24 protein-coding genes are annotated in these 22,977 nt (G+C 72.0%); 12 read left to right on the top strand and 12 right to left on the bottom strand.

Going from position 1 to position 22,977, the window contains the following annotated elements; all coding sequences use genetic code 11:
- Positions 1–1,605: an alpha/beta hydrolase gene (locus KUG39_RS04970; protein ID WP_190610583.1), complete on the bottom strand. Its 1,605-nt coding sequence runs from the start codon at positions 1,603–1,605 to the stop codon at positions 1–3.
- A gap of 80 nt (positions 1,606–1,685) precedes the next feature.
- On the opposite strand from KUG39_RS04970, the gene KUG39_RS04965 reads away from it, so the two are divergent.
- Positions 1,686–2,834: an MFS transporter gene (locus KUG39_RS04965; RefSeq protein ID WP_216915924.1), complete on the top strand. Its 1,149-nt coding sequence runs from the start codon at positions 1,686–1,688 to the stop codon at positions 2,832–2,834.
- Here the strand turns inward: KUG39_RS04965 and KUG39_RS04960 are convergent.
- From KUG39_RS04960 to ychF, 6 genes are all read right to left on the bottom strand, one after another.
- A complete protein-coding gene (locus tag KUG39_RS04960) occupies positions 2,808–3,041 on the bottom strand; it encodes a hypothetical protein (protein WP_094584845.1) in 234 nt (77 codons plus the stop codon). The genes KUG39_RS04965 and KUG39_RS04960 overlap by 27 nt on opposite strands.
- A gap of 34 nt (positions 3,042–3,075) precedes the next feature.
- Positions 3,076–4,251, bottom strand: a complete 1,176-nt coding sequence (locus KUG39_RS04955) for a lipocalin-like domain-containing protein (RefSeq protein WP_216915868.1) — start codon at positions 4,249–4,251, stop codon at positions 3,076–3,078.
- Positions 4,248–6,884, bottom strand: coding sequence for an ABC transporter permease (locus KUG39_RS04950; protein WP_216915870.1), 2,637 nt, complete (start codon positions 6,882–6,884; stop codon positions 4,248–4,250). The genes KUG39_RS04955 and KUG39_RS04950 overlap by 4 nt, the downstream gene beginning before the upstream one ends.
- Positions 6,881–7,600, bottom strand: a complete 720-nt coding sequence (locus KUG39_RS04945; protein ID WP_216915872.1) for an ABC transporter ATP-binding protein — start codon at positions 7,598–7,600, stop codon at positions 6,881–6,883. The genes KUG39_RS04950 and KUG39_RS04945 overlap by 4 nt, the downstream gene beginning before the upstream one ends.
- Positions 7,601–7,662: 62 nt before the next feature.
- Positions 7,663–8,553, bottom strand: a complete 891-nt coding sequence (locus KUG39_RS04940; RefSeq protein ID WP_216915874.1) for an NAD(P)-dependent oxidoreductase — start codon at positions 8,551–8,553, stop codon at positions 7,663–7,665.
- 9 nt (positions 8,554–8,562) lie between these two features.
- Positions 8,563–9,654, bottom strand: coding sequence for a redox-regulated ATPase YchF (ychF, locus tag KUG39_RS04935; RefSeq protein WP_094584850.1), 1,092 nt, complete (start codon positions 9,652–9,654; stop codon positions 8,563–8,565).
- A 172-nt stretch (positions 9,655–9,826) separates the two neighbouring features.
- Here ychF and KUG39_RS04930 point away from each other — a divergent pair, with 172 nt between their 5' ends.
- Complete coding sequence (locus tag KUG39_RS04930) at positions 9,827–10,936, top strand: efflux RND transporter periplasmic adaptor subunit (RefSeq protein WP_353617398.1); 1,110 nt, start codon at positions 9,827–9,829, stop codon at positions 10,934–10,936.
- On the opposite strand, the gene wecB is transcribed toward KUG39_RS04930, so the two are convergent.
- Positions 10,933–12,051: a non-hydrolyzing UDP-N-acetylglucosamine 2-epimerase gene (gene wecB / locus KUG39_RS04925; RefSeq protein WP_190610591.1), complete on the bottom strand. Its 1,119-nt coding sequence runs from the start codon at positions 12,049–12,051 to the stop codon at positions 10,933–10,935. The genes KUG39_RS04930 and wecB overlap by 4 nt on opposite strands.
- A gap of 282 nt (positions 12,052–12,333) precedes the next feature.
- Here wecB and KUG39_RS04920 point away from each other — a divergent pair, with 282 nt between their 5' ends.
- On the top strand, positions 12,334–13,413 hold the full coding sequence (locus KUG39_RS04920; RefSeq protein ID WP_216915876.1) for a type IV pilus twitching motility protein PilT: 1,080 nt from the start codon (positions 12,334–12,336) through the stop codon (positions 13,411–13,413).
- 56 nt (positions 13,414–13,469) lie between these two features.
- On the opposite strand, the gene KUG39_RS04915 is transcribed toward KUG39_RS04920, so the two are convergent.
- Together KUG39_RS04915 and tsaD are read right to left on the bottom strand one after the other, a co-directional pair.
- Positions 13,470–13,667 carry a high light inducible protein gene (locus KUG39_RS04915; protein ID WP_216915878.1) on the bottom strand — a complete coding sequence of 66 codons (198 nt, stop codon included), beginning with the start codon at positions 13,665–13,667 and terminating at the stop codon, positions 13,470–13,472.
- A 39-nt stretch (positions 13,668–13,706) separates the two neighbouring features.
- Positions 13,707–14,762, bottom strand: a complete 1,056-nt coding sequence (gene tsaD / locus KUG39_RS04910; RefSeq protein ID WP_216915880.1) for a tRNA (adenosine(37)-N6)-threonylcarbamoyltransferase complex transferase subunit TsaD — start codon at positions 14,760–14,762, stop codon at positions 13,707–13,709.
- 73 nt (positions 14,763–14,835) lie between these two features.
- On the opposite strand from tsaD, the gene KUG39_RS04905 reads away from it, so the two are divergent.
- Together KUG39_RS04905 and KUG39_RS04900 are read left to right on the top strand one after the other, a co-directional pair.
- Entirely contained in the window at positions 14,836–15,345 is a 510-nt protein-coding gene (locus KUG39_RS04905) for a Photosystem I reaction center subunit III (protein WP_190610593.1), read from the top strand.
- An 11-nt stretch (positions 15,346–15,356) separates the two neighbouring features.
- A complete protein-coding gene (locus KUG39_RS04900) occupies positions 15,357–15,467 on the top strand; it encodes a Photosystem I reaction center subunit IX (RefSeq protein ID WP_094584856.1) in 111 nt (36 codons plus the stop codon).
- 106 nt (positions 15,468–15,573) lie between these two features.
- On the opposite strand, the gene gmk is transcribed toward KUG39_RS04900, so the two are convergent.
- The gene (gmk, locus tag KUG39_RS04895) at positions 15,574–16,149 is read right to left on the bottom strand and encodes a guanylate kinase (protein ID WP_216915882.1); all 576 of its coding nucleotides are present in this window, start codon (positions 16,147–16,149) and stop codon (positions 15,574–15,576) included.
- Between the two features lie 60 nt (positions 16,150–16,209).
- On the opposite strand from gmk, the gene KUG39_RS04890 reads away from it, so the two are divergent.
- Entirely contained in the window at positions 16,210–17,925 is a 1,716-nt protein-coding gene (locus KUG39_RS04890) for an Rqc2 family fibronectin-binding protein (RefSeq protein ID WP_216915884.1), read from the top strand.
- Positions 17,922–18,692 (top strand): twin-arginine translocase subunit TatC, encoded by a 771-nt coding sequence (gene tatC, locus KUG39_RS04885; RefSeq protein ID WP_094584858.1) that lies wholly within the window; start codon positions 17,922–17,924, stop codon positions 18,690–18,692. The genes KUG39_RS04890 and tatC overlap by 4 nt, the downstream gene beginning before the upstream one ends.
- Before the next feature lie 22 nt (positions 18,693–18,714).
- Here the strand turns inward: tatC and KUG39_RS04880 are convergent, their stop codons facing one another.
- A complete protein-coding gene (locus tag KUG39_RS04880) occupies positions 18,715–19,044 on the bottom strand; it encodes a DUF3067 family protein (RefSeq protein ID WP_286191037.1) in 330 nt (109 codons plus the stop codon).
- Between the two features lie 126 nt (positions 19,045–19,170).
- Here KUG39_RS04880 and petC point away from each other — a divergent pair, with 126 nt between their 5' ends.
- From petC to KUG39_RS04855, 5 genes are read left to right on the top strand one after another with little or no spacing between them, the layout of a single operon-like run.
- The gene (petC, locus tag KUG39_RS04875) at positions 19,171–19,731 is read left to right on the top strand and encodes a cytochrome b6-f complex iron-sulfur subunit (RefSeq protein ID WP_094584860.1); all 561 of its coding nucleotides are present in this window, start codon (positions 19,171–19,173) and stop codon (positions 19,729–19,731) included.
- Positions 19,732–19,787: 56 nt separating this feature from the next.
- Entirely contained in the window at positions 19,788–20,729 is a 942-nt protein-coding gene (petA, locus tag KUG39_RS04870; protein ID WP_216915886.1) for a cytochrome f, read from the top strand.
- A complete protein-coding gene (lgt, locus tag KUG39_RS04865; RefSeq protein ID WP_094584862.1) occupies positions 20,726–21,586 on the top strand; it encodes a prolipoprotein diacylglyceryl transferase in 861 nt (286 codons plus the stop codon). The genes petA and lgt overlap by 4 nt, the downstream gene beginning before the upstream one ends.
- Positions 21,583–22,347, top strand: a complete 765-nt coding sequence (gene cobM, locus KUG39_RS04860; RefSeq protein ID WP_094584863.1) for a precorrin-4 C(11)-methyltransferase — start codon at positions 21,583–21,585, stop codon at positions 22,345–22,347. Before lgt ends, cobM begins: the two co-directional genes overlap by 4 nt.
- On the top strand, positions 22,344–22,925 hold the full coding sequence (locus tag KUG39_RS04855; protein ID WP_190610601.1) for an alpha-ketoglutarate-dependent dioxygenase AlkB family protein: 582 nt from the start codon (positions 22,344–22,346) through the stop codon (positions 22,923–22,925). Before cobM ends, KUG39_RS04855 begins: the two co-directional genes overlap by 4 nt.
- Positions 22,926–22,977 lie beyond the last annotated feature (52 nt).

Below are 22,977 nucleotides of genomic sequence, written 5' to 3'. Positions count from 1 at the left end.
TCAGGGCTTCAGACCGGCCTTCCAGCGCCGGGCGGCGGCGGCGTCGAGCACGTCGAGGGTCACGCCCTGCTGCACCCGCCGCTGGGCCGGCAGCAGCAGGGGCTGCTCCAGGGTCTGGAGGTATTCGGTGGTGAGGCGCAGCAGCGCCGACTGCACCCGGGCCGGGTCCACCCCCACCAGCTCCTCATCGAGGCGGAAGAGCACCTCATCGGTGGGCATCAGCCGCACGGGGGAGAAATGGCTGCCCCCTTCCACCATCACCAGCCGGCTGCGGGGATCCCGCCCCTGCAGAAACAGGCGCAGCTGCTCCTCCAGCGGCGGCGTCACCAGGTCGAGGCTGCCGCCGACCATCAGCACCGGCACCCCCAGGGACGCCAGCCCCCGCCGCGGCCAGAGCAGGCTGCCGAAGCTGTTGAGCAGCACCAGGCCCCGCAGGTCGGCGGGGGGGGAGGAGCGCTCCGGCAGGTCGGTGCTGGGCAGCTGGCACTGCAGCAGCCGGGAGGGGTTGGCGATCGGCAGGCGGTCGAGGGCCTTGCGGCAGCGCCCGGCCAGCCCTGCTTCCGGCATCACCCCCGCCGCCAGCAGGGCGGAGAGGGCCCCCATCGAGTGGCCGAGGAGCACCACCCCCCGGCCCCGCACCGGCAGCTCGCCCCGGCGCTGGGCCGCCAGCACCGCCTCGATGTCGGCCAGCCGGATGGCCAGGGTCTCGGCACCCGGTGGGGGCCGCTGGCCGTCGAGGGCGGCCTTGAGGGCAGGGCCGTCACTGCCGGGGTGCTGCACCACCACCACCGGCCAGCCCCGCTCGGCCAGCTCGCTGGCCAGCCAGCCGAACTGGTCGGCATTCCCCCCCAGGCCGGGCATCAGCAGCAGCCACGGCCGCTGCGGGGCCCCGTTCCCCCGGCCAGGGGCAGGCGCCACCGCCGGCCAGATCTCCAGGGGCAGGGGCTGCTGGCGGTGGTCCACGGCCAGCCCCAGCCGCCGGGGGCTCAGGGGGGTGCGATCGGCGAAGGCCAGGGGAACGGTGCGGCGCTCCGGCAGGGCCAGGGCCTGGAGGCGCCGCAGGGCCTGGCGCTGCAGGTCGATCTGCTGGCGCCACTGAACGGCCAGCTCGTAGAGCCCGTCGAGCTGGAGGCTCAGCCGCTGCACCGGCAGGGCCCGCAGCAGGCCGATGGTGGAGACGTCCTGCCGGGACTCCAGCAGCCGGCGCAGGGTCGTCTGCAGCACCGCCGTGGTGCTGCGGCCGTCGGCCGTGGTCAGCAGGTCCCCCAGGCGGGCCAGCATCTGGCTGCCGGCCCAGCTGTCGAGCAGCTGCTGGCCGAAGCTGGTGTCCCGCAGCAGGGGGGCGCGCAGCAGGATCCTGAGGTCCTGGCGGCTGCGGGGGTCGAGCAGATCCAGCCAGACCGCCAGATCGCCGCCGCCACTGCTCCGGCCGGCCGGGCTGCGGGTCCAGCCGTCGAGCTGCTCGAGGTTCACCGGCAGCTCCAGCCCGTCAAAGCGGAGCTCCAGCACCTCCGCCGCAGCCACCGGCGGCACGAGGGGCGTCCCGGCGATCAGCAGACTGGCCAGCAGACCCTTGAACTGGCGAAAGCGGAGTGGAACAGGCACAGGGGAGGGCCAGGGCGCGGTCCTGGTTCACCCAGTTTCCAGCAGCCCTGCGCCATCTCGCCCTGATCCGCGTGATCGCCATGCTCGGGGCGGGCGGCGTTCTCTATCTGACGCCGATGGTGTTCCACCAGGCCCAGTTCAGCGCGGCCCGTGTCACCGAAGGGCTGGCCCTGGCCGCGGTGGCGGGGACCTTCGGCCGGATCCTCAGTGGTGTCCTGCTGGATCGGGGCCTGAACTGCGCGGTTCCGGTGCTGCTGACGGCCCTGTTGGCCATCGCCGGCGACGCCCGGCTGATGGCGGCCGGCTCCTTCGGCGGCTACCTGCAGGGGCAGGTGCTGCTCGGCATGGCCGTGGGCTTCTACTGGCCCGCGATCGAGCTGGCGGTGCCGCTCAGCTGCGCGCCGGTGGGTTCGGGCGCACCAATGGGTTCGGGCCGGGCCTTCGCCCTGATGCGCAGCGCCGATGCCCTGGGCATCGCCATCGGCGCCCTGGTGGGGGCGGTGCTCGCCTGGCGGGGATGGCTGCGCGGCATCTACGCCGTGGACATCGGCTGCATGCTGGCGCTGCTGCTGGTGCTGTCGCGCCAGGGGCTGCCGGATCCCAGGCCCAGGGAACGGCTGGCCCACCCCAGCCCCTGGGGCCCCTGGCTGCCCGGCCTGGCGCCCCTGCTGGCCGTCGCCGTGCTGGCCACGGCGATGCCGGCCCTGATGCAGAGCGCCCTGCCCCTGGAGCTGGTGCGGGGCAGCCTGCTGCGCCGCGCCCTGCCGGTGAGCCTCGGTGCCCTCACCATCGGCCTGCAGCTGGCTCTGCTGCTGCTGCTCCAGTGGCCGGTGGGTCAGGCCCTCGCCCGCCGGCCGGTGAGGACGGGCCTGACCCTGAGCCTGGTCAGCTTCGCGGCCGGCAACCTGCTGCTGGCGGCCTCCGCCTACAGCGAACGGGGTCTGGCCCTGCTGCTGCTCGCCCAGCTGCCCCTGGCCCTCGGGATCGCCTGCTTCCTGCCCACCGCCACCGAGGCGGTGGTGGAACGCAGCCCGATCGAGCACCAGGGCCTGGCCCTGGCGCTGCTGTCCCAGTGCTTCGCCATCAGCGGCTTCGCCGCGCCTCTGCTGGCCGGCCGACTGCTGGACGGCCAGGGGCATGGCGCCGGACTCTGGCTGCTGATGGCCCTGGCCTGCCTGGGGGGACTGCCGCTGGTGCGGGGCCTAGGCCCCCGCCGGGCGCTCCCCTGAGGCGGCGGACTGCCGCTCCACCCAGGCCTCGTGGGGCAGGGGCTCGGTGCCGTACTCCCAGTCGTCGTAATCCGGGTCGTTGCGGATGCGGCGGTGGATCTCCTTCTGGACGTCGAAGTTGTGGGGATGCTCGGCGGCAGCCGCGGCAGCGTCGCCGGCCTCCTCCGAAGGGGGGGACGGGATCCCGGGATGGTCCGCTGCTGCCATGGCCCTTCGCTCCTGCTGGGGCCATCCTCGCCGATCACCCACCCCGCAGGCCATCGAGGCGGTCGACGTAACCGGTGAGCTCGCCGTAGCCGCGGCCCCGCAGCGGCCGCTCGCCCCGGTGGCCCTCGTAGCGCAGCGCCCCCTCCCAGTAGGTGGCCGAGGCCGTGGTCAGCTCCTGATCGGCCATCTGCGGCGTGATCGCCAGCTCCAGGTCCAGCCGTGGAATCGTGAGCGTCCAGGCGGCGGGGTAGGTGGCACCGCTGTGGGGGCTGCGCCAGGTGCGCTTCACCGTGAGGATGTAGTCGTCGGCGCCGAGCTCCACCGTCTCGTCGCCGGCGATCCAGCGGCCGCCGCTGAAGGGCTCCTTGCCGCCGTCCTCCCGGCGCAGGCCATAGAGCATCAGGGCGGAGCCGTCCTCGAACTGGGCGGAGAACCAGTCCCAGCCAACGGTGCCCGGGCTGAGGACGCTGGTGGAGAACTCATGGTCCTTCCAGCTGACCCCGCGGACGGCGTAGGTGCGGCCCGCCACCGTGACCGTGCCCTCGGTGGGCTGCTGCACCAGGGAGTAGTAGTGCGAGGCGTTGCCCGCCTCGGGCCCCTTGCGGCTGAGGCCGTCCTGGCCCTGGAGCACCGGGGGCCGGCTCTGGGTGAGGCTCAGGTCGATGGCCATGGCGTCGGTGGCGGCCTGGAGCCGCACCCGGTCGGGCCCTTCGGCGCTGATGCGCCAGTCGTTGAGCCAGACCGCATAGGGATCGGCCTCGGCCCCGGCCAGCCCGAGGGCGCCGCGGGCGAAACGCTCCTCCTGGAGGAAGGAACCGGCGGCGATGTCGCTGACGGTGAAGTGGGCGGAGAAGACCTGGGGGGTGCGCCAGGGGGAGCCGGCGATCGCCGCCTCCGCGGCGGCGGCTTCGGGAGCGGCTGGGGCCAGGGCCTGGCGGAAGATCGTCAGCTGGTAGCCGAAGGGACGTCCGTCGTCGCCCTCCAGGTTGCCCGTGTAGTACCACCACTCCGTCCGGTACTCGGGATGGGGGCCGAAGTCGGCGGGGAAACGCCATTGACGCGGGCTGAAGGCCCGCACGAAGCCCTCGGGCTCCGGCGCCTCCCCCCAGCGAATGCCGCTGCTGGCCCCGGCCGGGGCCGCACCGGCCAGGTTCAGCAGCAGCACGGCCACCAGGGCCAGCAGGGCGCGCAGGGGATGGGGGTGGTTCATTCCTGCCGCAGCGCCTCGCTGATGTTCATGCGGCCAAGGCGCAGGGCCGGGTAGAGGCCCGCCAGCACCGCCGCCCCCACCGCAACCAGCAGGGACTGGACGAAGAAGCGGGGCTCCAGGGCGATCTGCAGGGTCCAGCCGAAGGAGCGCACGTTGATCACATGCACCAGGACCCAGGCCAGCCCGTAGCCCAGGGGCATCGAGCAGGTGCCGGCCAGCAGACCCATCAGGCCGGTCTCCAGCAGGGTGAGGCGCCCCAGCTGTAGGGGCGTCATGCCGCCGGCCCGCAGCACGGCGAACTCCCGGCCCCGCTCCAGCTGCAGGCTCATCAAGGTGCTGAAGATGCCGATGAAGGCCACCAGCACCGTGAGCAGCTGCAGGGCGCCGGTGATGGCGAAGGTGCGATCGAAGATCTCCAGCGATCCCTGGCGCAGGGCGCCGTTGGTCTGCACCAGCAGGCTCTGGCGACTGCGGAAGTCCTCCCGCAGCTCGGCGGCCACCGCCTCGGGTTCCACCCCCGGGGCCAGGAACAGCCCCAGGGAGGCGACGTTGTCGTCGTGCCAGAGCTCCGCCACCTGGGAGCGGTCCATCAGCACGCTGCCGCGGTCGGAGGAATAGTCGTAGAAGACGGCGACCACCGGGAAGCTCCTTTCGCCATCAGGGGTTTCGAGCCTGACCTGCTCCGGGATGGCGCCCTGGCCGTCGCGCAGATAGACGGCCTCGGAGAGGATCACCCCCTCGCGGGCTGCCAGGGCGGCGAAGGGATCGTCAACGCCCGGGCGGACCCAGGCGTAGGGGCGCCGGCCGGCGGAGACATCGCCACCGGCGGCGATCAGGGTGATGTCCCGGTCCTGGTCGACCAGGTGCACGTCGAAGCTGTTGAAGGTGACCAGGGCCCGCAGGTCAGGGCGCGCGGCGACGGCCCGGACGATGGCGGGATCCACCTTGCCCAGCACCCGGTTGGCGGTGGTGCTGGGCGGAGAGACGAACAGGTCGGCCTGGAGGGTCTGGTCGAGCCAGGTGACCACCGTGCCCCGGAAGGAGCCGATCATGATCGAGAGCCCCACGATCACCGACACCGCCACCATCAGGGCCGCCACGGCCACCGCGGTGCGGCTGAGGGAGCGCAGGATGTCGCGGGGGGCGAGGCGGGCCACCACCCCGAAACCGCCGCCGGCCCGGCCCAGGGCCGCCATGACGGCGGCCAGCACGGGCGGCATCAGCAGGGCGGCCCCCATCAGCAGGGCGAACAGGCCGGCGAAGGCGGGCACCAGATCCCGACTGTCCCAGCGGAGCAGAAGCACCCCAAGGCCGCCGGTGAGGGCGGCCGCCGGCAGGAACCAGGGCAGCAGTCGCTGCCAGCCGGCCTCGAGGCTGGAACGCTGCAGGGTCATCTGCGGCGGGGTGGCCATCGCCTCCCAGGCGGGCAGGGCCGAGGCCACCAGGGCCGAAGCCACCCCCACGAGCATTCCCTTCGCCAGGGTGAATCCCGAGAGGCTGATCTGCCGCACCGAGACCACGAAGTAGAAGTCGTTGATCGTCTGGGTGATCAGGCCGACGACGGTGCGCCCCAGCACCACCCCCAGCACCAGGCCCAGCAGGGAGCCCACCAGGCTGAACAGGGCCGCCTCCCCCAGGATCAGGGTGAACAGCTGGCCCCGGGTCACCCCCAGGCAGCGCAGCACCCCGAAGAGGCTGCGGCGCTGCACCACGCTGAAGGTGACCGTGTTGTAGATGAGAAAGATGCCCACCACCATGGCCAGCAGGCTCATGGCGGTGAGGTTGAGCTCGAAGGCGGCCGTCATCTGCTGCACGGCATTGCCGCGCGCCGCCGCCGTCTCCAGCTTCAGCCCGGCGGGCAACCAGGTGCGGATGGCCTGCTCCTGGGCGGGGCCCTCGAGGATCAGATCGATGTGGCCCAGGGCCGGGGCCGCAGCGGCCCCGGCGGGGGCGAGCAGGTCCTGGGCGGTGGCGATGTCGACCAGCAGCAGGGTCTCCAGCCCGCGGCGCTCCAGGGCCGAATCACTGCTGACGCTGCCCACCAGCCGCAGGGCCGTCGTCCGCCCGGCCAGATCGAGATGCAGAGTTCCGGAGGCGTCGGCGGCGCCGGGGTGGAGGCCGTAGCGCGCGGCGGTGTCGGCAGCGATCACGGCCGTGCCGGGCTCGGTGAGGAAGGGAACGAAGCCCCTGCCGCCGGGTTTCCCGCGGACCCCTTGGCCATCGCCGTCGCCGCCCAGCAGGCCGCGGAACGGACCTTCGCTGAACAGATCGACCCCCACCAGCCGCAGCAGTTCCCCGTCCAGCTCCTCGGCCCGGCCGTAGGCCTCGATCACAGGTGCGGCGGGGATCTGCGGAAAGCGGCGGCGCAGCTCCACGAAGGTGGCATCGGGGACGCCACCGGGCCCGATCGCCACCAGGCGATGGCTGGTGCGGCCCGTGATGGCGTCGGTGGAGAGGGAGAAGGCCCGCTGGGCCGAGCCGCTGGCCAGATCGATCGACACCAGCATCGCCACCCCCAGGGCGATGCCCAGGATGCAGAGCAGGTACTGGAGCGGGCGGCGACGCCAGCGCCGGGCCGCCAGGCGCCACAGGGGCCCGTTGCGGACCACGGGCGGTGCATCCCCCTGGCTCATGCCGGCACCGCAGCCGCAGGGGCGGACGCTTCGAGCAGGTGGCCGTCCTGCACCCGCAGCACCCGGTCGGCCCGATCGGCGATGGCCCCGTTGTGGGTGGCCATGATCAGGGTGCGTCCCTGCTGGCGCGTGAGATCGATCAGCAACTGCAGCACCTGCTCACCGGTGTGTTCGTCGAGGTTGCCGGTGGGCTCGTCGGCCAGGATCAGCAGGGGCTGGTGCAGCAGGGCGCGGGCGATGGCCACACGCTGCTGCTGGCCGCCGGAGAGCTTGTCGGGCCTGGTGGAGGCGCGGTCGGCCAGCCCCACCCTGGCGAGCAGGTCGCGGGCGGCCGACTCCAGGGCCGGCCGGGGCCGCCCCGCCAGCTCACCGGGCAGGGTGACGTTCTCCAGCACCGACAGGGTGGGGATGAGATTGAAGAACTGGAAGATGAAGCCGATGTGGTCGCGGCGGAACAGGGTGCGGTTGCGCTCGTCGAGGGCCGTGAGGTCCACCCCGCCGATCCCCACGCTGCCGGAGGAGGGGGTGTCGATGCCGCCGATCAGGTGCAGCAGGGTGCTCTTGCCGCTGCCGCTCTGACCGAGGAGGACCACGAACTGGCCGGGGGCGATGGTCAGGTCGACGGCCTGCAGCACCGTCCGCTCGCTCTCCCCCTCCTGGAACCGCTTGCTGAGCCCCCGCAGTTCGATCGCGGAGGCCGGGGGCGCTTCAAGCATTCAGCCAACGGCCTGGCGGCCACCACCACAGGAGCGGCACCAAGGTAGGGAGCCAGGACTGCTCACCGGGAGCCGGCGTTGAACCAGCGGGCCAGGGCCGACACGTCCTCGTCGCCATGGCCCGCCGCGATCAGGTCGTCCTCCATCGCCGCCACCAGCTCGGCCACCGGCAGCCCCAGGCCCCCGGCGGCGGCGGCCTCCAGGGCGATCGCCAGATCCTTGCGATGCAGCCGCAGGCGGAACCCGAGCGGGAACTCGCCCCGCAGCATGGCGCCGCCGCGGTGCTCCAGGGCCCAGGAGCCGGCGGCCCCGCCGAGCAGCGCCTGCCGCACCTCCTCCATCGGCAGGCCAAGCCGCTGCCCCAGGGCCAGGGCCTCGGCCACCGCCGCGTAGCTGCCTGCGACCAGCACCTGGTTGACGGCCTTCGCCGCCTGGCCCGCCCCGACTGGACCGATCGCCGTGATCGTGCGGCCCACGGCCTCCAGCAGCGGCCGGGCCCGCTCCAGGTCGGCGGCCGCTCCCCCCACCAGCACCGAGAGGGTGCCGGCTCTGGCGCCCTCGGTACCGCCGGTCACCGGCGCATCCAGATAGGCCACACCGCGCTCGGCCAGGGCGGCGGCCATGGCCCGGGAGGTCTGCGGCGCGATGGTGGAGAAATCGACCACCAGGGCCCCGGGCGCCAGACCGGCCACGGCAGCGCCGTCACCGTCGCCCCCCTCACCCAGCAGCACCGCCGCCACCGCCGCGTCGTCGCTCAGGCAGAGGGCGAGCACCGCGGCGCCCCGGGCCGCCGCCGCCGGCGTGGCCGCCCGTGTGGCCCCGGCGACGGCCAGGGGCAGCTCGCGGTCACGGTGGCGGTTGTGGACCGTGAGCGGGAAGCCCTGGGCCAGCAGGTTGGCGGCCATCGGCGCGCCCAGGGCCCCGAGGCCGATGAAACCGACAGGGATGGCCACGGGGCGTCGTCAGACGTTGAACAGGAACTCCATCACATCGCCCTCGGCCACCACATACTCCTTGCCCTCGCTGCGCAGCCAGCCCCGGTTGCGGGCCTCGGCCAGGGTGCCTGCCTCCAGCAGCTGGGCGTAGGCGATGGTCTGGGCACGGATGAAGCCGCGCTCGAAATCGGTATGGATCACACCGGCCGCCTGGGGGGCGGTCATGCCGGCGGTGATCGTCCAGGCCCGGGTCTCCTTCTCGCCGGTGGTGAAGTAGGTGCGCAGACCCAGCAGGCGATAGGTGGCGCGGATCAGGCTCTGCAGACCGCCCTCGCTCACCCCCAGCCCGGCCAGGTAGTCGGAGCGCTCCTCGGCGGCCAGATCCACCAGCTCGGCCTCCACCTGGGCGGAGATGCGCACCGCTTCGGCCCCCTCCCGGGCGGCCAGGGCCTCGACGGCGGCCACCCAGGCGTTGCCCTCCGCCAGGTCGTCCTCGCTGACGTTGGTGGCATAGATGATCGGCTTGCCGGTCAGCAGGCCCAGGTTGCGCACCAGGGCCTGCTCCTCCTCGGTCAGGGTCACCCGCCGCACGGCGCCGCCCTGCTCCAGTTCCGCCTGCAGCCGGGCCAGGGCGCCGTCCTCCGCGGCGGCCTCCTTGCTGGTGCGCATCTGTTTCTTGAGCCGCTCGCGCCGCTTCTCGATCTGGGCCAGATCCGCCAGCCCCAGTTCCAGGTTGATGATCTCGGCGTCCCGCACCGGGTCGACGCTGCCGGAGACGTGGATCACATCGTCGTCCTCGAAGCAGCGCACCACGTGGACGATTGCATCGACTTCGCGGATGTTGGCCAGGAACTTGTTGCCGAGTCCCTCCCCCTGGCTCGCCCCCTGCACCAGCCCGGCGATGTCCACGAATTCGACGCGGGTCGGCACGATCTCCTTGGAACTGGAGAGATCGGAGAGCTTCTGCAGGCGCTCATCGGGAACAGCCACCACCCCCACATTGGGCTCGATGGTGCAGAAGGGGAAGTTGGCCGCCTGGGCCTGGGCGTTGGCCACCAGGGCGTTGAAGAGGGTCGACTTGCCCACATTGGGCAGCCCGACGATTCCGGCTTTGAGCATGGGGGAAATGTAGGGGGCGCCCGGACGGGGGCCTTCGGTCTCCCGCCATTCACAACCACCGCGCGGGCGCGCGAAACTGTCCCAAGCGATCCGCCGGCCCATTCCCGCCATCACCCCCCTGCCGCCGGCCCCCGCTCCGACCCGGGAGGCTCCCTCGCCAGCCACTCCCGCGGTGAAGGGCCGGCGCCGCGGCCGCCGCCGCCGCCTCTGGATCGGCCTGGCCGTGGGCCTGGCCCTGCTCGCCACGGCCGGGCTCTGGCAGCGGCAGCGCCTGCAGGCCGGCCGCGACCTGGCCCCCTTCACCGTGGTGGCCCGCGAGGGCTCCCTGCCCGGGGTGATCACCGCCAGCGGCGAGCTCGATGCCGTCAAGCGGGTGAATGTCAGCCCCAAGCGGCAGGGGGTGCTGCTGGAGCTGATGGTCGACGAGGGCGACAGCGTGCGCCGGGGCCAGCCCCTGGCCCTGATGGATGACGGCGACCTGCGCGACCGGCTGATGGAACTGCAGGCCAACGTGCAGTCGGCGGAGTCGGAGCAGCGCCGCAGCGACAGCGAGCTGCGCCGCAACGAACCCCTGTTCCGCCAGGGGGCGATCAGCCTCGACACCATGAATCGCTTCCGTTCCGAGGCGGAGGTGCGGCGGCTGGCCACCGCCGCTGCCCGGCAACGGCTCCGCCAGCGCATGGTGGAGAAGGACGAGCTGATCGTGCGGGCCCCCTTCGACGGGGTGATCAGCCAGCGCTACGCCGAACCGGGGGCCTTCGTCACCCCGACCACCACCGCTTCGGCCACCGCCGGCGCCACCAGCTCCTCGATCGTGGAGCTCTCCGAAGGGCTGGAGGTGGTCGCCAAGGTGCCGGAAAGCGACATCGGCCGGCTGCGGGTGGGCCTGCCCGCCAGCGTGCGCGTCGATGCCTTCCCCGACCGTCGCTTCCAGGCCATCGTGCGCCAGATCGCCCCGAGGGCGGTGAAGACCAACAACGTCACCTCCTTCGAGGTGAAGCTCCAGCTCACCGATCCGGCCCCGGAACTGCGGATCGGCATGACCGCCGACATCGACTTCCAGACCGGCACCCTTCAGGCCAGGACCGTGGTGCCCACCGTCGCCATCGTCACCGAGGACGGCCGGCCGGGGGTGCTGCTGGTGGGCAAGGGCCAGGAACCCACCTTCCAGCCCGTGGAGCTGGGGGCCAGCAGCGGCAAGGACACCCAGATCCTTTCGGGCCTGGAGAGCGGCACCCGGGTGTTCATCGACCTGCCCCCCTGGGCCAAGAAGCGCCCCTAGGTGGCGAGGCCCAGGTAGCGGCGCGCCGCCTCGACGATCCGGCCACTGGCCGCCCCGTCGCCGAAGGGGTTGTGGGCGTGGGCCATGGCCCCGTAGGCCTCCGGGTCCTCCAGGAGCCGGCTGCCCTCCGCCAGGATCGCCTCGCTGTCGGTGCCGATCAGCTTCGCCGTGCCCGCCGCCACCGCCTCCGGCCGCTCGGTGGTGCGGCGCAACACCAGCACGGGCTTGCCCAGGGCTGGGGCCTCCTCCTGCAGGCCACCCGAATCGGTGAGCAGCAGCGTGCAGCCGCGCATCGCCGCCACCAGGCGGTCGTAGTCGAGCGGCTCGATGAGGAAGGCGCGGGGGTGGGAGCCGAGCAGGGCCTGCAGGGGCTCCCGCACCGTGGGATTGCGGTGCAGCGGCAGCAGCAGGGCGGTGTCGGGGAAGCGTTCGAGCAGGGCGAGGAAGCCACGGCCGATGTCCTGGAGGCGCTCGCCCCAGTTCTCGCGGCGGTGCACGGTGGCCAGCAGCACCCGCTGGTTCTGCCAGTCGAGGCCGGGCAGGTCCCAGTCGGGGGCCGTGCTGGCCATCAGCAGCAGGGCATCAATGACCGTGTTGCCCGTGGTGAGGATCTCGCCCACCACCCCCGAGGCCCTCAGGTTCGCCGCCGACTGGGCCGTGGGGGCGAAGTGGAGGCGGGCCAGCTGGGAGATCAGGCGGCGGTTGGCTTCCTCGGGGAAGGGGTCGAGCAGGTCGTCGGTGCGCAGGCCAGCCTCCACATGGCCGACGGGGATCTGTTCGTAGAAGGCGGCCAGGGCGCTGGCGAAGGCGGTGGTGGTGTCGCCCTGGACGAGCACGAGGTCGGGGCGGTGCTCCTCGAACTCCTGCTTCAGTCCCTGCAGGGCGGCGCAGGTGACGTGGGTGAGGGTCTGCTTCGGGGCCATCAGGGCCAGGTCATGGTCGGCGGTGAGGCCGAACAGATGCATCACCTGGGTGACCATCTCGCGATGCTGTCCGGTGAGGACGACGCGGGTGCGGAAGTCCTGCGACCGCTGGAAGGCCAGGATCACCGGAGCCAGCTTGATGGCCTCGGGGCGCGTGCCCAGAACGATGCTGACCAGAGGCTGTAGGGACACGGGCCGACGCGGATTGGACGATCCTAGGCAGCCTGGGTTCACCACTCCCCCGCCAGGCGGGGCGCCGGTCGTCGCCTTGGTCCACAGATGCGAATCCGCCCCTAGGATCCCCTCGGAGCGTCACATTCGTGTCGGCGAATTCGCCCGCCTCATTCGACCAACGCCATCGACCAGCGGGACCGCCCCGCGCTCCAGCCGCGTTCCTCCATGCCCCAGGCCCCACCACCACCGCCCCCCGTGAGCCTGCAGGCAGGGGCTGCCCTTTCTGTCCAGGGCACGCCGATGTCTGACGATGGTGGAGCCCCGCCGACGCTCGAGCAGATCGTTCGGGTGGCCTTCGAACGGAATTTCTCCGACATCCACCTCGGCGTCGGTGAGCAGCCCAGGTTCCGCAGCCGCGGCGACATGATCCTGGCCGGTCTGGGCATGACCGATGGCAACACCTTCCGCGACTGGCTGCGGGAGATCCTGGAGCCGGCCCAGATCGATCGTTTCTTCCAGCAGAAGGAATACGACGGCTCCTACGCCTTCGGTTTCGTGCGGGTGCGGATCAACCTGCTCGAATCCCTGCAGGGTCCGGCGATGGTCCTGCGGCTGATTCCCCAGGCCATTCCCACCATCGACGAGCTCAACCTGCCGCCGGTGCTCAAGGATCTGGCCCAGCGTCCCAAGGGCATGCTTCTGGTCACCGGCCCGACGGGCTCAGGCAAGAGCACCACCCTGGCCGCGGTGATCGACCACATCAACCGCACGATGAAGCGCCACATCCTCACCATCGAGGATCCGGTCGAATTCGTGCACCAGAGCCGCCAGTCTCTGATCCGCCAGCGGGAACTGGGCAGCCACACCCGCCACTTCAAGACGGCGCTCCGCGCCGCACTCCGGGAGGATCCGGACGTGATCCTGGTGGGGGAGATCCGCGACCAGGACACCCTCACCACGGCGATCGAAGCGTCCCAGGCCGGACACCTGCTGCTGGGCACCCTGCACACCAACTCGGCCGTGCGCTCCGTCGAGCGGATGCTGGGTATGTATCCCCCCGACGAACAGGAGATCATCCGGCGATCGGTGGCCGATTCGCTGCTGGGGGTGATCTCCCAGGGCCTGATCAAGACGGTGGATGGCAAACGGGCGTCGTACCACGACGTCTTCATCAACACTGATGCCTGCAAGGACTACATCATGCGGGCCAATCTCGATGAGATCGAATCGATCATGGCCCGCAGCGGTTTCGACGGCATGATCACCTCCAATCAGTATCTCGCCAATCTGGTGTCCGCCGGCAGGGTCCACGCGGAAGATGCTCTCGCCGCCAGCCTCAGGCCCAGCGAACTGGCCCAGACGATGCGCGGGCGGACCTGAACAGCAGGTTTTCGGAAGACTGAGGACTGTGGGAGGGCGGAGAAACGGGCCGGAGCTCAGCCGCCGGCCAGCCGCACCAGCAGCAGAACTCCGAGGCCCACGGAAAGGCCGAGCATCGCCAGACGGCCGTTCCAGATCTCGGCCTGGGGGGTGAAACCACGGCGCCAGGCGTTGAGTTCCTGCTGGGACACGGGTTCCGTGTCGATGAGGGAGGTTTCGCCCTGCTCAAGGGGCAGGGGGTTCGCGGGGGCCATGGGGCCAGACGGTAAGGCTATCCACCCACCTTAAGGGCATCAAAAGGGTGGCTGTGGCGCATAGAGGGCGCCCGCCTGCTCCAGGGGGAGCCGGGCCGCCACCCCCAGGCTGATCCCGCTGCGCCCCCCCGCCTCGAGCCGCTCGACCGCCGCCAGGCCCACCATGGCGGCGTTGTCGGTGCAGTAGGCCAGGGGCGCGACGCGCCAGGAGAGGCTGCGGGCGGCGGTCGCCTCCGCCATCAGGCGGCGCAGGCGCCGGTTGGCGGCCACGCCCCCCACCAGCACCACCGTCTCCAGGCCCGCCTCGACGGCACAGCGGCAGCTGCGCTCCACCAGCACCTCGGCCACCCCCTGCTCGAAGCTCGCCGCCAGGTCGGCCACGGGCAGGGGAACGCCCTCGCCAGCGAGCCGCTGCACCTGGCGCAGCACCGCCGTCTTGAGGCCGCTGAAGCTGAAGTCGTAGGGATGGAAGCCCCCTTCGGGAAGGGAGACCCTCCCCTTGGGGAAGCGGAAACGACCAGGGTCGCCACCGGCCGCCGCCGCCTCGATGGCGGGCCCACCCGGGTAGCCCAGCCCGAGCAGCCGGGCCACCTTGTCGAAGCATTCGCCGGCCGCATCGTCGCGGCTGCGGCCCAGGCGGGTGTAGGCCCCGGGACCATCGACGCGGATCAGCTCGGTGTGGCCGCCGCTGACCAGCAGCACGAGGTACGGACCCGCCGGGAGGGGGTCGCCCAGGTGCACCGAGCACAGATGCCCCTCCAGGTGATGCACCCCCAGGAAGGGCTTGCCATGCAGCCGCGCCAGGGTGCGCGCCGTGACCGACCCCACCAGCAGGGCCCCGGCCAGGCCGGGGGCGACCGTGGCGGCGACGGCATCGAGATCGGCCATGGCCAGACCGCTCTCCTCCAGCACCCGGGCGATCAGGGCCGGCAGCGCCTCCACGTGGCGGCGCGAGGCGATCTCCGGCACCACCCCGCCCCAGCGGGCGTGCTCCTCCATCTGGGAGGCCACGGCCCCCGCCAGCACCCGCCGCCCGGCCACGATCGCCGCCGCTGACTCGTCACAACTTGTTTCGAGGGCCAGAACCGTGCGCATGCTCCCTGGGGAGCTCCCCTACTGTCCGCACGAGCCATCCTGCCCCGCGGCAGTTCCCCCGCGGCCCCTCTCCATGCGCCGTCTTCTCTCCAGTCGTTCCTTCGCCATCCGGGCCTTCGCCCTGGTGGCGTCCGTGTTCCTGCTCTTCGGCTTCGCCCCCTCGGCCCGGGCCGACATCGGCGGACTCACCCCCTGCAGCGAGACCCCCCGCTTCCAGCAGCGCGCCGCCGCTGCGAAAACGGATCAGGCCAAGGCCCGCTTCGCGTATTACGGGGACGCCCTGTGTGGCACCGATGGCCTGCCCCACCTGATCACGGATGGCCGCTGGAGCCACGCCGGTGACTTCACGATCCCCGGCCTCCTCTTTCTGTACATCGCCGGCACGATCGGCTGGGCCGGCCGTGGCTACCTGATCGCCATCCGCGGCAGCAAGGACGCCACCATGCGTGAAATCCAGATCGATCTGCCCCTGGCCTTCAAGACCACCCTGGCCGCCGCCGTCTGGCCCCTGGCGGCCCTCAAGGAGTTCACCAGCGGAGCCCTGGTGGAATCCGACTCCAAAGTCACCGTTTCCCCCCGCTGATTCCAAGAGCCATGAAGAAATTCCTCACCACCGCTCCCGTCGTGGCCGCCGTCTGGTTCACCCTCACCGCCGGCATCACGATCGAGGTCTTCCGCTTCTTCCCGGATCTGATCATCCACTGACCCTGAAGCCAGCGACGGGGCTGCCCCCAAGCTTGCGGCAGCCCAACCAACCTTGCGGCCCCTTGAAGGGCCGCTTTTTCATGGCGGCACGTCCCTGGCGGTGCTGTCAGACGACGTCGTGAAATCCCAGCAGCCCCTCCAGTTCCTGCAGGGCCAGGTCAAGGTCGCCGTTGACCAGCACGGCATCGAACTCCGCCTCGGCCGTGAGCTCCTGGCGTGCCCGCGCCAGCCGCCGCGTGATCGCCTCGTCGCTGTCGGTGCCGCGGCCCCGGATGCGGCGCTCCAGTTCCTCGAAGCTGGGCGGCTTGATCAGCAGCTGAAAGGCCGCCGGGAAGGTGCGCCGCACCTGGCGGGCACCCTCCAGCTCGATCTCCAGCAGCACCGGCCGCCCCTGGGCGAGCTGGGCCTCCACCGGGGGCCGGGGGGTGCCGTAGAGGTGGCCCGCGAACTCGGCCCACTCCAGGAAGCCCCCGCCGGCCACCTGGGCCTCGAAGGCGGGGCGCGTCAGGAAGAAGTAGTGCTGCCCGTCGATCTCACCGGGCCGGGGCGAGCGGGTGGTGGCCGAGACGGACAGCCACAGGGCGGGGTGCCGCTGCAGCAGCCGGGCCACCAGGGTCCCCTTGCCCACCCCGCTGGGGCCGGTGATCACCGTGAGCCGGCCGCTGGAGGGGGGGGAGTCCATGGATGACTGGCGCTGGGGCGCACAGTAGGGGTGGACCGCTCTGAGGCGACAGAGGAGGCGATGGCCCCATCCCCGTCCATCCAGGCCATGGATGTGACCAGCCTGCGCGCCGTGCTGGCCGAGATGCGCCGCGGCCTGCTGCCCAGCCGTTTCGAGAAGGCCCAGCAGCCCGATGCCCACCGCCTGCAGCTGGGCCTGCGCAGCCTGCGGGGCACCCTCTGGCTGGAGCTCAGCTGGCTGGCGGAGGCCCCGCGCCTGCTGGTGGTCGAACCGCCGATGAAGCAGGGGGAGGGCAGCACCCTGGCCCAGCAGCTGCAGCACGGCCTGCGGGGCCTGGCCCTGGTGAGCCTGGAGCAGCAGGGCTGGGAGCGGGTGGTGAGCCTGGGCTTCGCCCCCAGACCCGGTGAGCCGATCCGGAGGCAGCTGGTGCTGGAGCTGATGGGGCGCCACAGCAACCTGTTCCTGCTCGACGAAGACCAGCGGGTGATCGCCCTGGCCCGCCAGGTGCGCCAGGACCGGTCGCGACTGCGGCCGATCGGCACCGGCGATCCCTACCAGCCGCCACCGCCCATGGCCGGCGAACCGCCCCGGCTGGAGGAGGAGGTCGCCTCCTGGCGGCGGCGCCTCGGCCTCCTGCCCCAGACCGTCGGCGAGGCCCTGATGGGCGCCTACCAGGGGGTCGGCCCGGCCCTGGCCCGCCAGCTGGCGCAGGACGGGCTGGCCCGGCCCGTGCAGAGCCTGGAGGAGGAAGCCTGGCAGCGGCTCTGGCACCGCTGGCGGCTCTGGCTGGAGACGGTGGCCGAGGAGCACTTCCAGCTGGGCTGGGGCGGCCCCAGCGACTACCGCTGCTGGGACCCTGAAGGGCCGCCGGCCGCCGACAACGACGACGACGACGACTGGGCGATCAACCGGGGGCTGGCGGGCTACTACGCCGATCGCCTCGGGAGCCGGGAGCTGGAGCAGCGGCGGGCGAGCCTGCGGCAGCGGCTGCTGAACGCACTGGCCAAGGAGCGCCGCAACGCCGACCAGCAGCAGAGCCTGCTGGCGGCCGTGCCCGGCAGTGACGCGATGCAGCGCCAGGCGGACGGCCTGCTCAGCCGACCGTCGCCGTCGCGGGAGGAGATCGACGAAGCCCAGCGGCTGTACCGCCGGGCCCGCAAGCTGCGCCGTTCCGTGGCCGCGATCACCCCGCGGCTAGAGCTGCACCAGCAGCGGCTGGCCGCCATCGAAGCCAGCCTCACCTTCCTCGAACAGGCGGAAAACGGGGCCCAGCTGGCCGCCGTGGAGGAGGACCTCCCCGTCCTGCTGCCCGCCCGGGAGGGCCAGGGGCCCGGGCCGTCCCGGCGGGTCCGGCGCGGGGCGGCCGGCAGCGCTCCGGCCCCGCTGGAACTGCGCAGCAGCGGTGGCCTGCGGCTGCAGGTGGGCCGCAACCATCGCCAGAACGAATGGATCAGCCTGCAGCAGGCCCGGCGCGGCGACCTCTGGTTCCATGCCCAGGAGTGTCCTGGCAGCCACGTGGTGCTCAAGGGCTCGGAGGGCACCCCCAGCGACGCGGACCTGCGGGAGGCGGCCGACCTGGCGGCCCACTTCAGCCGCGGCCGGGCCAACGGCCGGGTGCCGGTGGTGATGGTGCCGACCACGGATCTGCAGCGCATCGCCGGCGCCGGCCCCGGAACGGTGCGTCACCGGGGGGGCGAGGTGCTGTGGGCGGTGCCCGAACGGGCCGCAGGTCTGCTGGCCGCGCCCCCTAGGCTGCCGGGAACGGAACAGCCATGAGCGACCCCATCCCCGAGGACACCTTCCCCGGCGAGTTCCCCGGCGAGGTTCACATGAGCCTGGTGGAGCACCTCGAGGAGCTCCGCCGGCGGGTGCTTCGCAGCCTGCTGGCGGTGGTGGTCGGCGCCGCCGCCTGCCTGCTGGCGGTGCGGCCCCTGGTGCGGCTGCTGGAGGTGCCGGCCGAGGGGATCCGCTTCCTGCAGCTGGCCCCGGGCGAATTCCTGTTCGTGTCGCTGAAGGTGGCCGGCTATGCGGGGCTCACCCTGGCCCTGCCCTACGTGATCTTCGAGGTCCTGGCCTTCGTGCTGCCGGGGCTTACCCGGCGGGAGCGGCGGCTGGTGGCCCCCGCCGTCGCCGGCTCGACGGTGCTGTTCGCGGCCGGTCTGGCCTTCGCCTGGTGGGCCCTGGTGCCGGCCGCCCTGCGCTTCCTGGTCTCCTACGGGGCCGATGTGGTGGAGCCGATCTGGTCGATCGAGCGCTATCTCGACTTCGTGCTGCTGCTGATGGTGGCCACGGCCCTCGCCTTCCAGCTGCCGGTGCTGCAGCTGCTGCTGGGTGCCCTGGGGCTGATCGACTGGCGCACCATGTTGGGAGCCTGGCGCTGGGTGGTGCTGGTGGCGGCCCTGGCCGGGGCGGTGCTGACCCCCTCCACCGACCCGATCACGATGCTGCTGCTCACCGGGGCGATCACGGCGCTCTACCTGCTGGGGGTGGCCCTGGTGGCCCTGGCCGAGGGGCTGCGGCCCTCCCCCTCCCCCTCCACCTGATCGGCCGGCGCCCGGCCGGGCCTCAGAGCATGAACTCGCTGGCGCGCCCCGCCGGCAGCTCCAGGGGCAGGGACAGGGCCTTGCCCAGCCGGGGCCTGTCGTTGGTGGTCCGCAGCCACTGGCGCACCTGGGACGCCACCCCGAGGCCGTTGAGGGAGCCCACCAGCTCCTCGAGGTGCGCTTCGTAGGCCTCGGGGGTGAGCGGGAACGACTGCTGCTCGAGATAGCCCCACATCACATGCAGGTAGAGGCGGCCGCGACGCTGGACCAGCTGCAGGTCATAGGAGGCCTGCCACCGGCTGCGCAGCAGCTCCAGCAGTTCCTCCCGCCGCAGCGGTTCCGGTGAGGTCATGGCGGACGGCGCACTCCACAACAGCATGTTGCAGCCGGTCTCGGCCGGGTGCGGCTCGGACCCGGGGCGGGAAGGGCAAGGTTCATAATGGGCGCCACGTCAATCGGTCACACCGCGCCGTTCCCTATGACCCAGATCCCTGCGGCCTCTTCGAACGGCGGTGCCTCTGGTGATGTGCCCGGCATGGGCCGCCGCCAGTTCATGAACCTGCTGACCTTCGGCTCCGTCACGGGGGTGGCCCTGGGTGCCCTCTACCCGGTCGTGAACTACTTCATCCCGCCCAAGGCCGCGGGCAGCGGTGGCGGCGTCACCGCCAAGGACGAACTGGGCAACAGCGTCACCGCCACCGGCTGGCTGGCCACCCACAAGGAGGGTGACCGCAGCCTGGTGCAGGGTCTCAAGGGTGACCCCACCTATCTGCTGGTCGAGGGTGGCGAGGCCATCGGCGACTACGGCATCAACGCCATCTGCACCCACCTGGGCTGCGTGGTGCCCTGGAACAGCGGCGCCAACCGCTTCATCTGCCCCTGCCACGGCAGCCAGTACGACGCCACCGGCAAGGTGGTGCGCGGCCCGGCGCCCCTCTCCCTGGCCCTGGCCCACGTCAGCGTCGAGAACGACAACGTGTTCCTCAGCCAGTGGACCGAAACCGATTTCCGCACGGGCGAAAAGGCCTGGTGGGCCTGATCGGCGCCTGAATCCCCTCCCCGTTCTCCTCTCCGACGCCCGCCACCTCCACCCCCATGCGCCGCTTCCTCTCCCCCCTGTTCGGCACCCTGCTCACCGTCAGCCTCTCGCTGGGCGTGGTGCTCCTGGGGGCCAGCCCCAGCTGGGCCTACCCCTTCTGGGCCCAGCAGAACTACGCCAATCCGCGTGAGGCCACGGGCAAGATCGTCTGCGCCAACTGCCACCTGGCCAAGAAGGCCACCCGGGTGGAGGTGCCCCAGGCGGTGTTCCCCGACACGGTGTTCAAGGCGGTGGTCGAAATCCCCTACGACACCTCGGTGCAGCAGGTCTCCGGTAACGGCAGCCCGGCCGGCCTGAACGTCGGCGCGGTGGTGATGCTCCCCGACGGCTTCACCCTGGCCCCCCAGGACCGCCTCAGCGATGAGCTCAAGGAGGAGACCGCCGGCATCTACTACACCCAGTACAGCGACGACCAGCCCAACATCCTCCTGGTGGGCCCCCTCCCCGGTGACCAGCACCAGGAGATCGTCTTCCCGATCCTCTCCCCCGACCCGGCCACCGACAGCGCCATCCACTTCGGCAAGTACCAGGTCCACGTCGGAGCCAACCGCGGCCGCGGCCAGGTGACCCCCGAGGGTGAGAAGACCAACAACACCGTCTACACCGCCCCGGCGGCCGGCACGGTCAGCGCCATCAGCACCGACGCCAACGGCGCCACCGTGGTGGAGATCACCGGCGCCGCCGGCAGCGTCACCGAGACGGTGCCCGCCGGGCCCACCCTGACCGTCGCCGTCGGCGACGCCGTCGAGGCCGGCGCACCGATCACCAACGACCCCAACGTCGGTGGCTTCGGCCAGATCGACGCCGAGGTGGTCCTTCAGAACCCGGTGCGCATCTATGGCCTGCTGGCCTTCTTCGCCGCCGTGGCCCTCGCCCAGATCATGCTGGTGCTCAAGAAGCGCCAGATCGAGAAGGTCCAGGCGGCGGAGGGCTTCTGAGCCTTCCTCTCGGCCTCTTCACCTCCCCGGGACCCCTGATCTTCCAGCTGGGTCCCGTTTCCGTTCGCTGGTACGGCCTGCTCATCGCCCTGGCGGTCCTGCTGGGTCTGCTGCTGGCCACCCGGCTGGGCCGCCTCAGGGGCATCGACCCGGCCCTGATCGCCGACCTGCTGCCCCTGATGGTGCTCGGGGCCGTCGTGGGTGCCCGGATCTACTACGTGGCCCTGGAATGGCGCCAGTACCGCAGTGACTGGTCCGATGTCTTCGCCATCTGGCGCGGCGGCATCGCCATCCACGGCGCCCTGATCGGCGGCACGCTGGTGACGGTGCTCTTCTGCCGCTGGCGCCGCCAGGCCTTCTGGCCGCTGCTGGATGTGCTCGTGCCCGCCGTGGCCCTGGGCCAGGCAATCGGACGCTGGGGCAACTTCTTCAACTCCGAGGCCTTCGGCCTGCCCACCAACCTCCCCTGGGCCCTGACGATTCCCATGGCCAACCGGCCGCAGGAGTTCCTCGAGCAGGCGTCGTTCCATCCCACCTTCCTGTACGAGTCGCTCTGGAACCTGGGGGTCTGCGCCCTGCTCCTGGTCCTGTTCCGCCTCGGCGGCAGCGGCCGCCTGCGGCTGCCGGCCGGTGCCCTGAGCTGCGTCTACCTGATGGCCTACAGCAGCGGCCGCCTCTGGATCGAGGGGCTGCGGCTCGATCCCCTCTGCCTGTTCTCCCAGCCCCCCTTCTGCAGCGGCGGCCTGCGCATGGCCCAGCTGATGAGCCTGCTGCTGATCCTGCTGGGGGGGGCGGGCCTGCTCTGGCTCTACCGCTTCCGCCGTCCCCTCCCCGACCCCTCCGGCCTGACCGCATGACAGCCACCGTCCAGATCGTGGGAGCCGGTCCCGGCGCCCCGGACCTGCTCACCCTCCGGGCCGCGCGGGCCATCGAATCGGCCCAGGTGCTGGTCTGGACCGACTCCCTGGTGAATCCCCAGATCGCCGCCCTGGCGCCGCCGGGCTGCGAGAGCGTCCGCACCAGCACCCTCACCCTCGAGGAGGTGATGGCCGTGGTGCTGGAGCGGGCCCAGGCGGGGCAGCGGGTGGTGCGCCTCCATGACGGCGATCCCTGCCTCTATGGCGCCCTGCAGGAGCAGATCTGCCGCCTGGCCGACGCCGGCCTGGCCGTGGAGGTGGTGCCGGGCCTGAGCGCCTACCAGGCCACCGCCGCCGCCCTGGGGGCCGAGCTGACCATCCCCGGCCGGGTGCAGACGATCGTGCTGAGCCGGGCGGGCGGACGCACCGGCACGCCGGAGCGGGAATCCCTGGCCCGGCTCGCCGCCCTGCAGGCCTCCCTGTGCCTGTACCTGAGCGCCCGCCATGTGGAGGAGGTGCAGGGGGAACTCCTGCAGCACTACCCGGCGGACACCCCCGTGGCCATCGGCTACCGGGTCAGCTGGCCCGACCAGTGGCTCACGGTGGTGCCCCTGGAGGCGATGGCCCGGGTCAGCCGCGAGCGGAACCTGATCCGCACCACCCTCTACGTGGTGAGTCCGGCCCTGCGGGACGCCGGCGGGGCCCGTTCCCTGCTCTATTCCGCCAGCCACAACCACCTCTTCCGCGGCGGCGCCGAGTGACGGCGGCGGCCCCCCGCCTGCGCCACTGGCGGGGTTGGGTGGGGGCCGCGGAGGCCGATGGCTGGCTGCGGACCCTGCTGGAGGAGGTGCCCTGGAAGCAGGAGTCCATCACCGTCTACGGCCGCCGCCACGCCATGCCCCGCCTCACCTGCTGGATGGCCGATCCGGGCTGCGGCTACCGCTACTCGGGCCTGGACAACGCCATCGAGCCCTGGACCCCCCTCACCGGCGCCATCCGCCGGCGTGTGGGGGAGGCAGCCATGCGGGACTTCAATTCCCTGCTGCTGAATCTCTACCGCGACGGCCGCGATGCCATGGGCTGGCACGCCGATGACGAGGCCGAGCTCGACCCTGAGGCACCGATCGCCTCCCTGAGCCTGGGGGCGAGCCGCACCCTGCGCTTCCGCCCCCGCCAGCGGGGCACCGCCCCGACCCTGGCGGTGGAACTGGGCCACGGGGACCTGCTGCTGATGGACCCGCCCACCCAGCGCCACTGGCAGCACGGACTGCCACGGCGGCTGAAGGTGGGCGCCCCCCGGCTCAACCTGACCTTCCGGGTGGTGCGAGTGCCGCCGTAGGGGGCGGCTGCGTCGGGCATCGGAGCGCCGGGGCGGTGGCGACAATGGATGC

It is taken from the genome of Synechococcus sp. CCAP 1479/10, assembly GCF_019038515.1.
Classification (GTDB): domain Bacteria; phylum Cyanobacteriota; class Cyanobacteriia; order PCC-6307; family Cyanobiaceae; genus Cyanobium.
This window is presented reverse-complemented; position numbering and strand designations above follow the sequence as displayed.

Excerpts from the sequence above, each read along its gene's own strand:
- KUG39_RS04920 (WP_216915876.1), top strand. The coding sequence starts at position 12,334 with ATGTCTGACGATGGTGGAGCCCCGCCGACGCTCGAGCAGATCGTTCGG.
- KUG39_RS04955 (WP_216915868.1), bottom strand. The coding sequence starts at position 4,251 with ATGAACCACCCCCATCCCCTGCGCGCCCTGCTGGCCCTGGTGGCCGTG.
- petA (WP_216915886.1), top strand. The coding sequence starts at position 19,788 with ATGCGCCGCTTCCTCTCCCCCCTGTTCGGCACCCTGCTCACCGTCAGC.
- KUG39_RS04915 (WP_216915878.1), bottom strand. The coding sequence starts at position 13,667 with ATGGCCCCCGCGAACCCCCTGCCCCTTGAGCAGGGCGAAACCTCCCTC.
- KUG39_RS04880 (WP_286191037.1), bottom strand. The coding sequence starts at position 19,044 with ATGACCTCACCGGAACCGCTGCGGCGGGAGGAACTGCTGGAGCTGCTG.
- cobM (WP_094584863.1), top strand. The coding sequence starts at position 21,583 with ATGACAGCCACCGTCCAGATCGTGGGAGCCGGTCCCGGCGCCCCGGAC.
- gmk (WP_216915882.1), bottom strand. The coding sequence starts at position 16,149 with ATGGACTCCCCCCCCTCCAGCGGCCGGCTCACGGTGATCACCGGCCCC.
- KUG39_RS04900 (WP_094584856.1), top strand. The coding sequence starts at position 15,357 with ATGAAGAAATTCCTCACCACCGCTCCCGTCGTGGCCGCCGTCTGGTTC.
- KUG39_RS04945 (WP_216915872.1), bottom strand. The coding sequence starts at position 7,600 with ATGCTTGAAGCGCCCCCGGCCTCCGCGATCGAACTGCGGGGGCTCAGC.
- tsaD (WP_216915880.1), bottom strand. The coding sequence starts at position 14,762 with ATGCGCACGGTTCTGGCCCTCGAAACAAGTTGTGACGAGTCAGCGGCG.
- tatC (WP_094584858.1), top strand. The coding sequence starts at position 17,922 with ATGAGCGACCCCATCCCCGAGGACACCTTCCCCGGCGAGTTCCCCGGC.
- ychF (WP_094584850.1), bottom strand. The coding sequence starts at position 9,654 with ATGCTCAAAGCCGGAATCGTCGGGCTGCCCAATGTGGGCAAGTCGACC.
- KUG39_RS04965 (WP_216915924.1), top strand. The coding sequence starts at position 1,686 with ATGCTCGGGGCGGGCGGCGTTCTCTATCTGACGCCGATGGTGTTCCAC.
- KUG39_RS04960 (WP_094584845.1), bottom strand. The coding sequence starts at position 3,041 with ATGGCAGCAGCGGACCATCCCGGGATCCCGTCCCCCCCTTCGGAGGAG.
- KUG39_RS04905 (WP_190610593.1), top strand. The coding sequence starts at position 14,836 with ATGCGCCGTCTTCTCTCCAGTCGTTCCTTCGCCATCCGGGCCTTCGCC.
- petC (WP_094584860.1), top strand. The coding sequence starts at position 19,171 with ATGACCCAGATCCCTGCGGCCTCTTCGAACGGCGGTGCCTCTGGTGAT.
- KUG39_RS04890 (WP_216915884.1), top strand. The coding sequence starts at position 16,210 with ATGGCCCCATCCCCGTCCATCCAGGCCATGGATGTGACCAGCCTGCGC.
- KUG39_RS04950 (WP_216915870.1), bottom strand. The coding sequence starts at position 6,884 with ATGAGCCAGGGGGATGCACCGCCCGTGGTCCGCAACGGGCCCCTGTGG.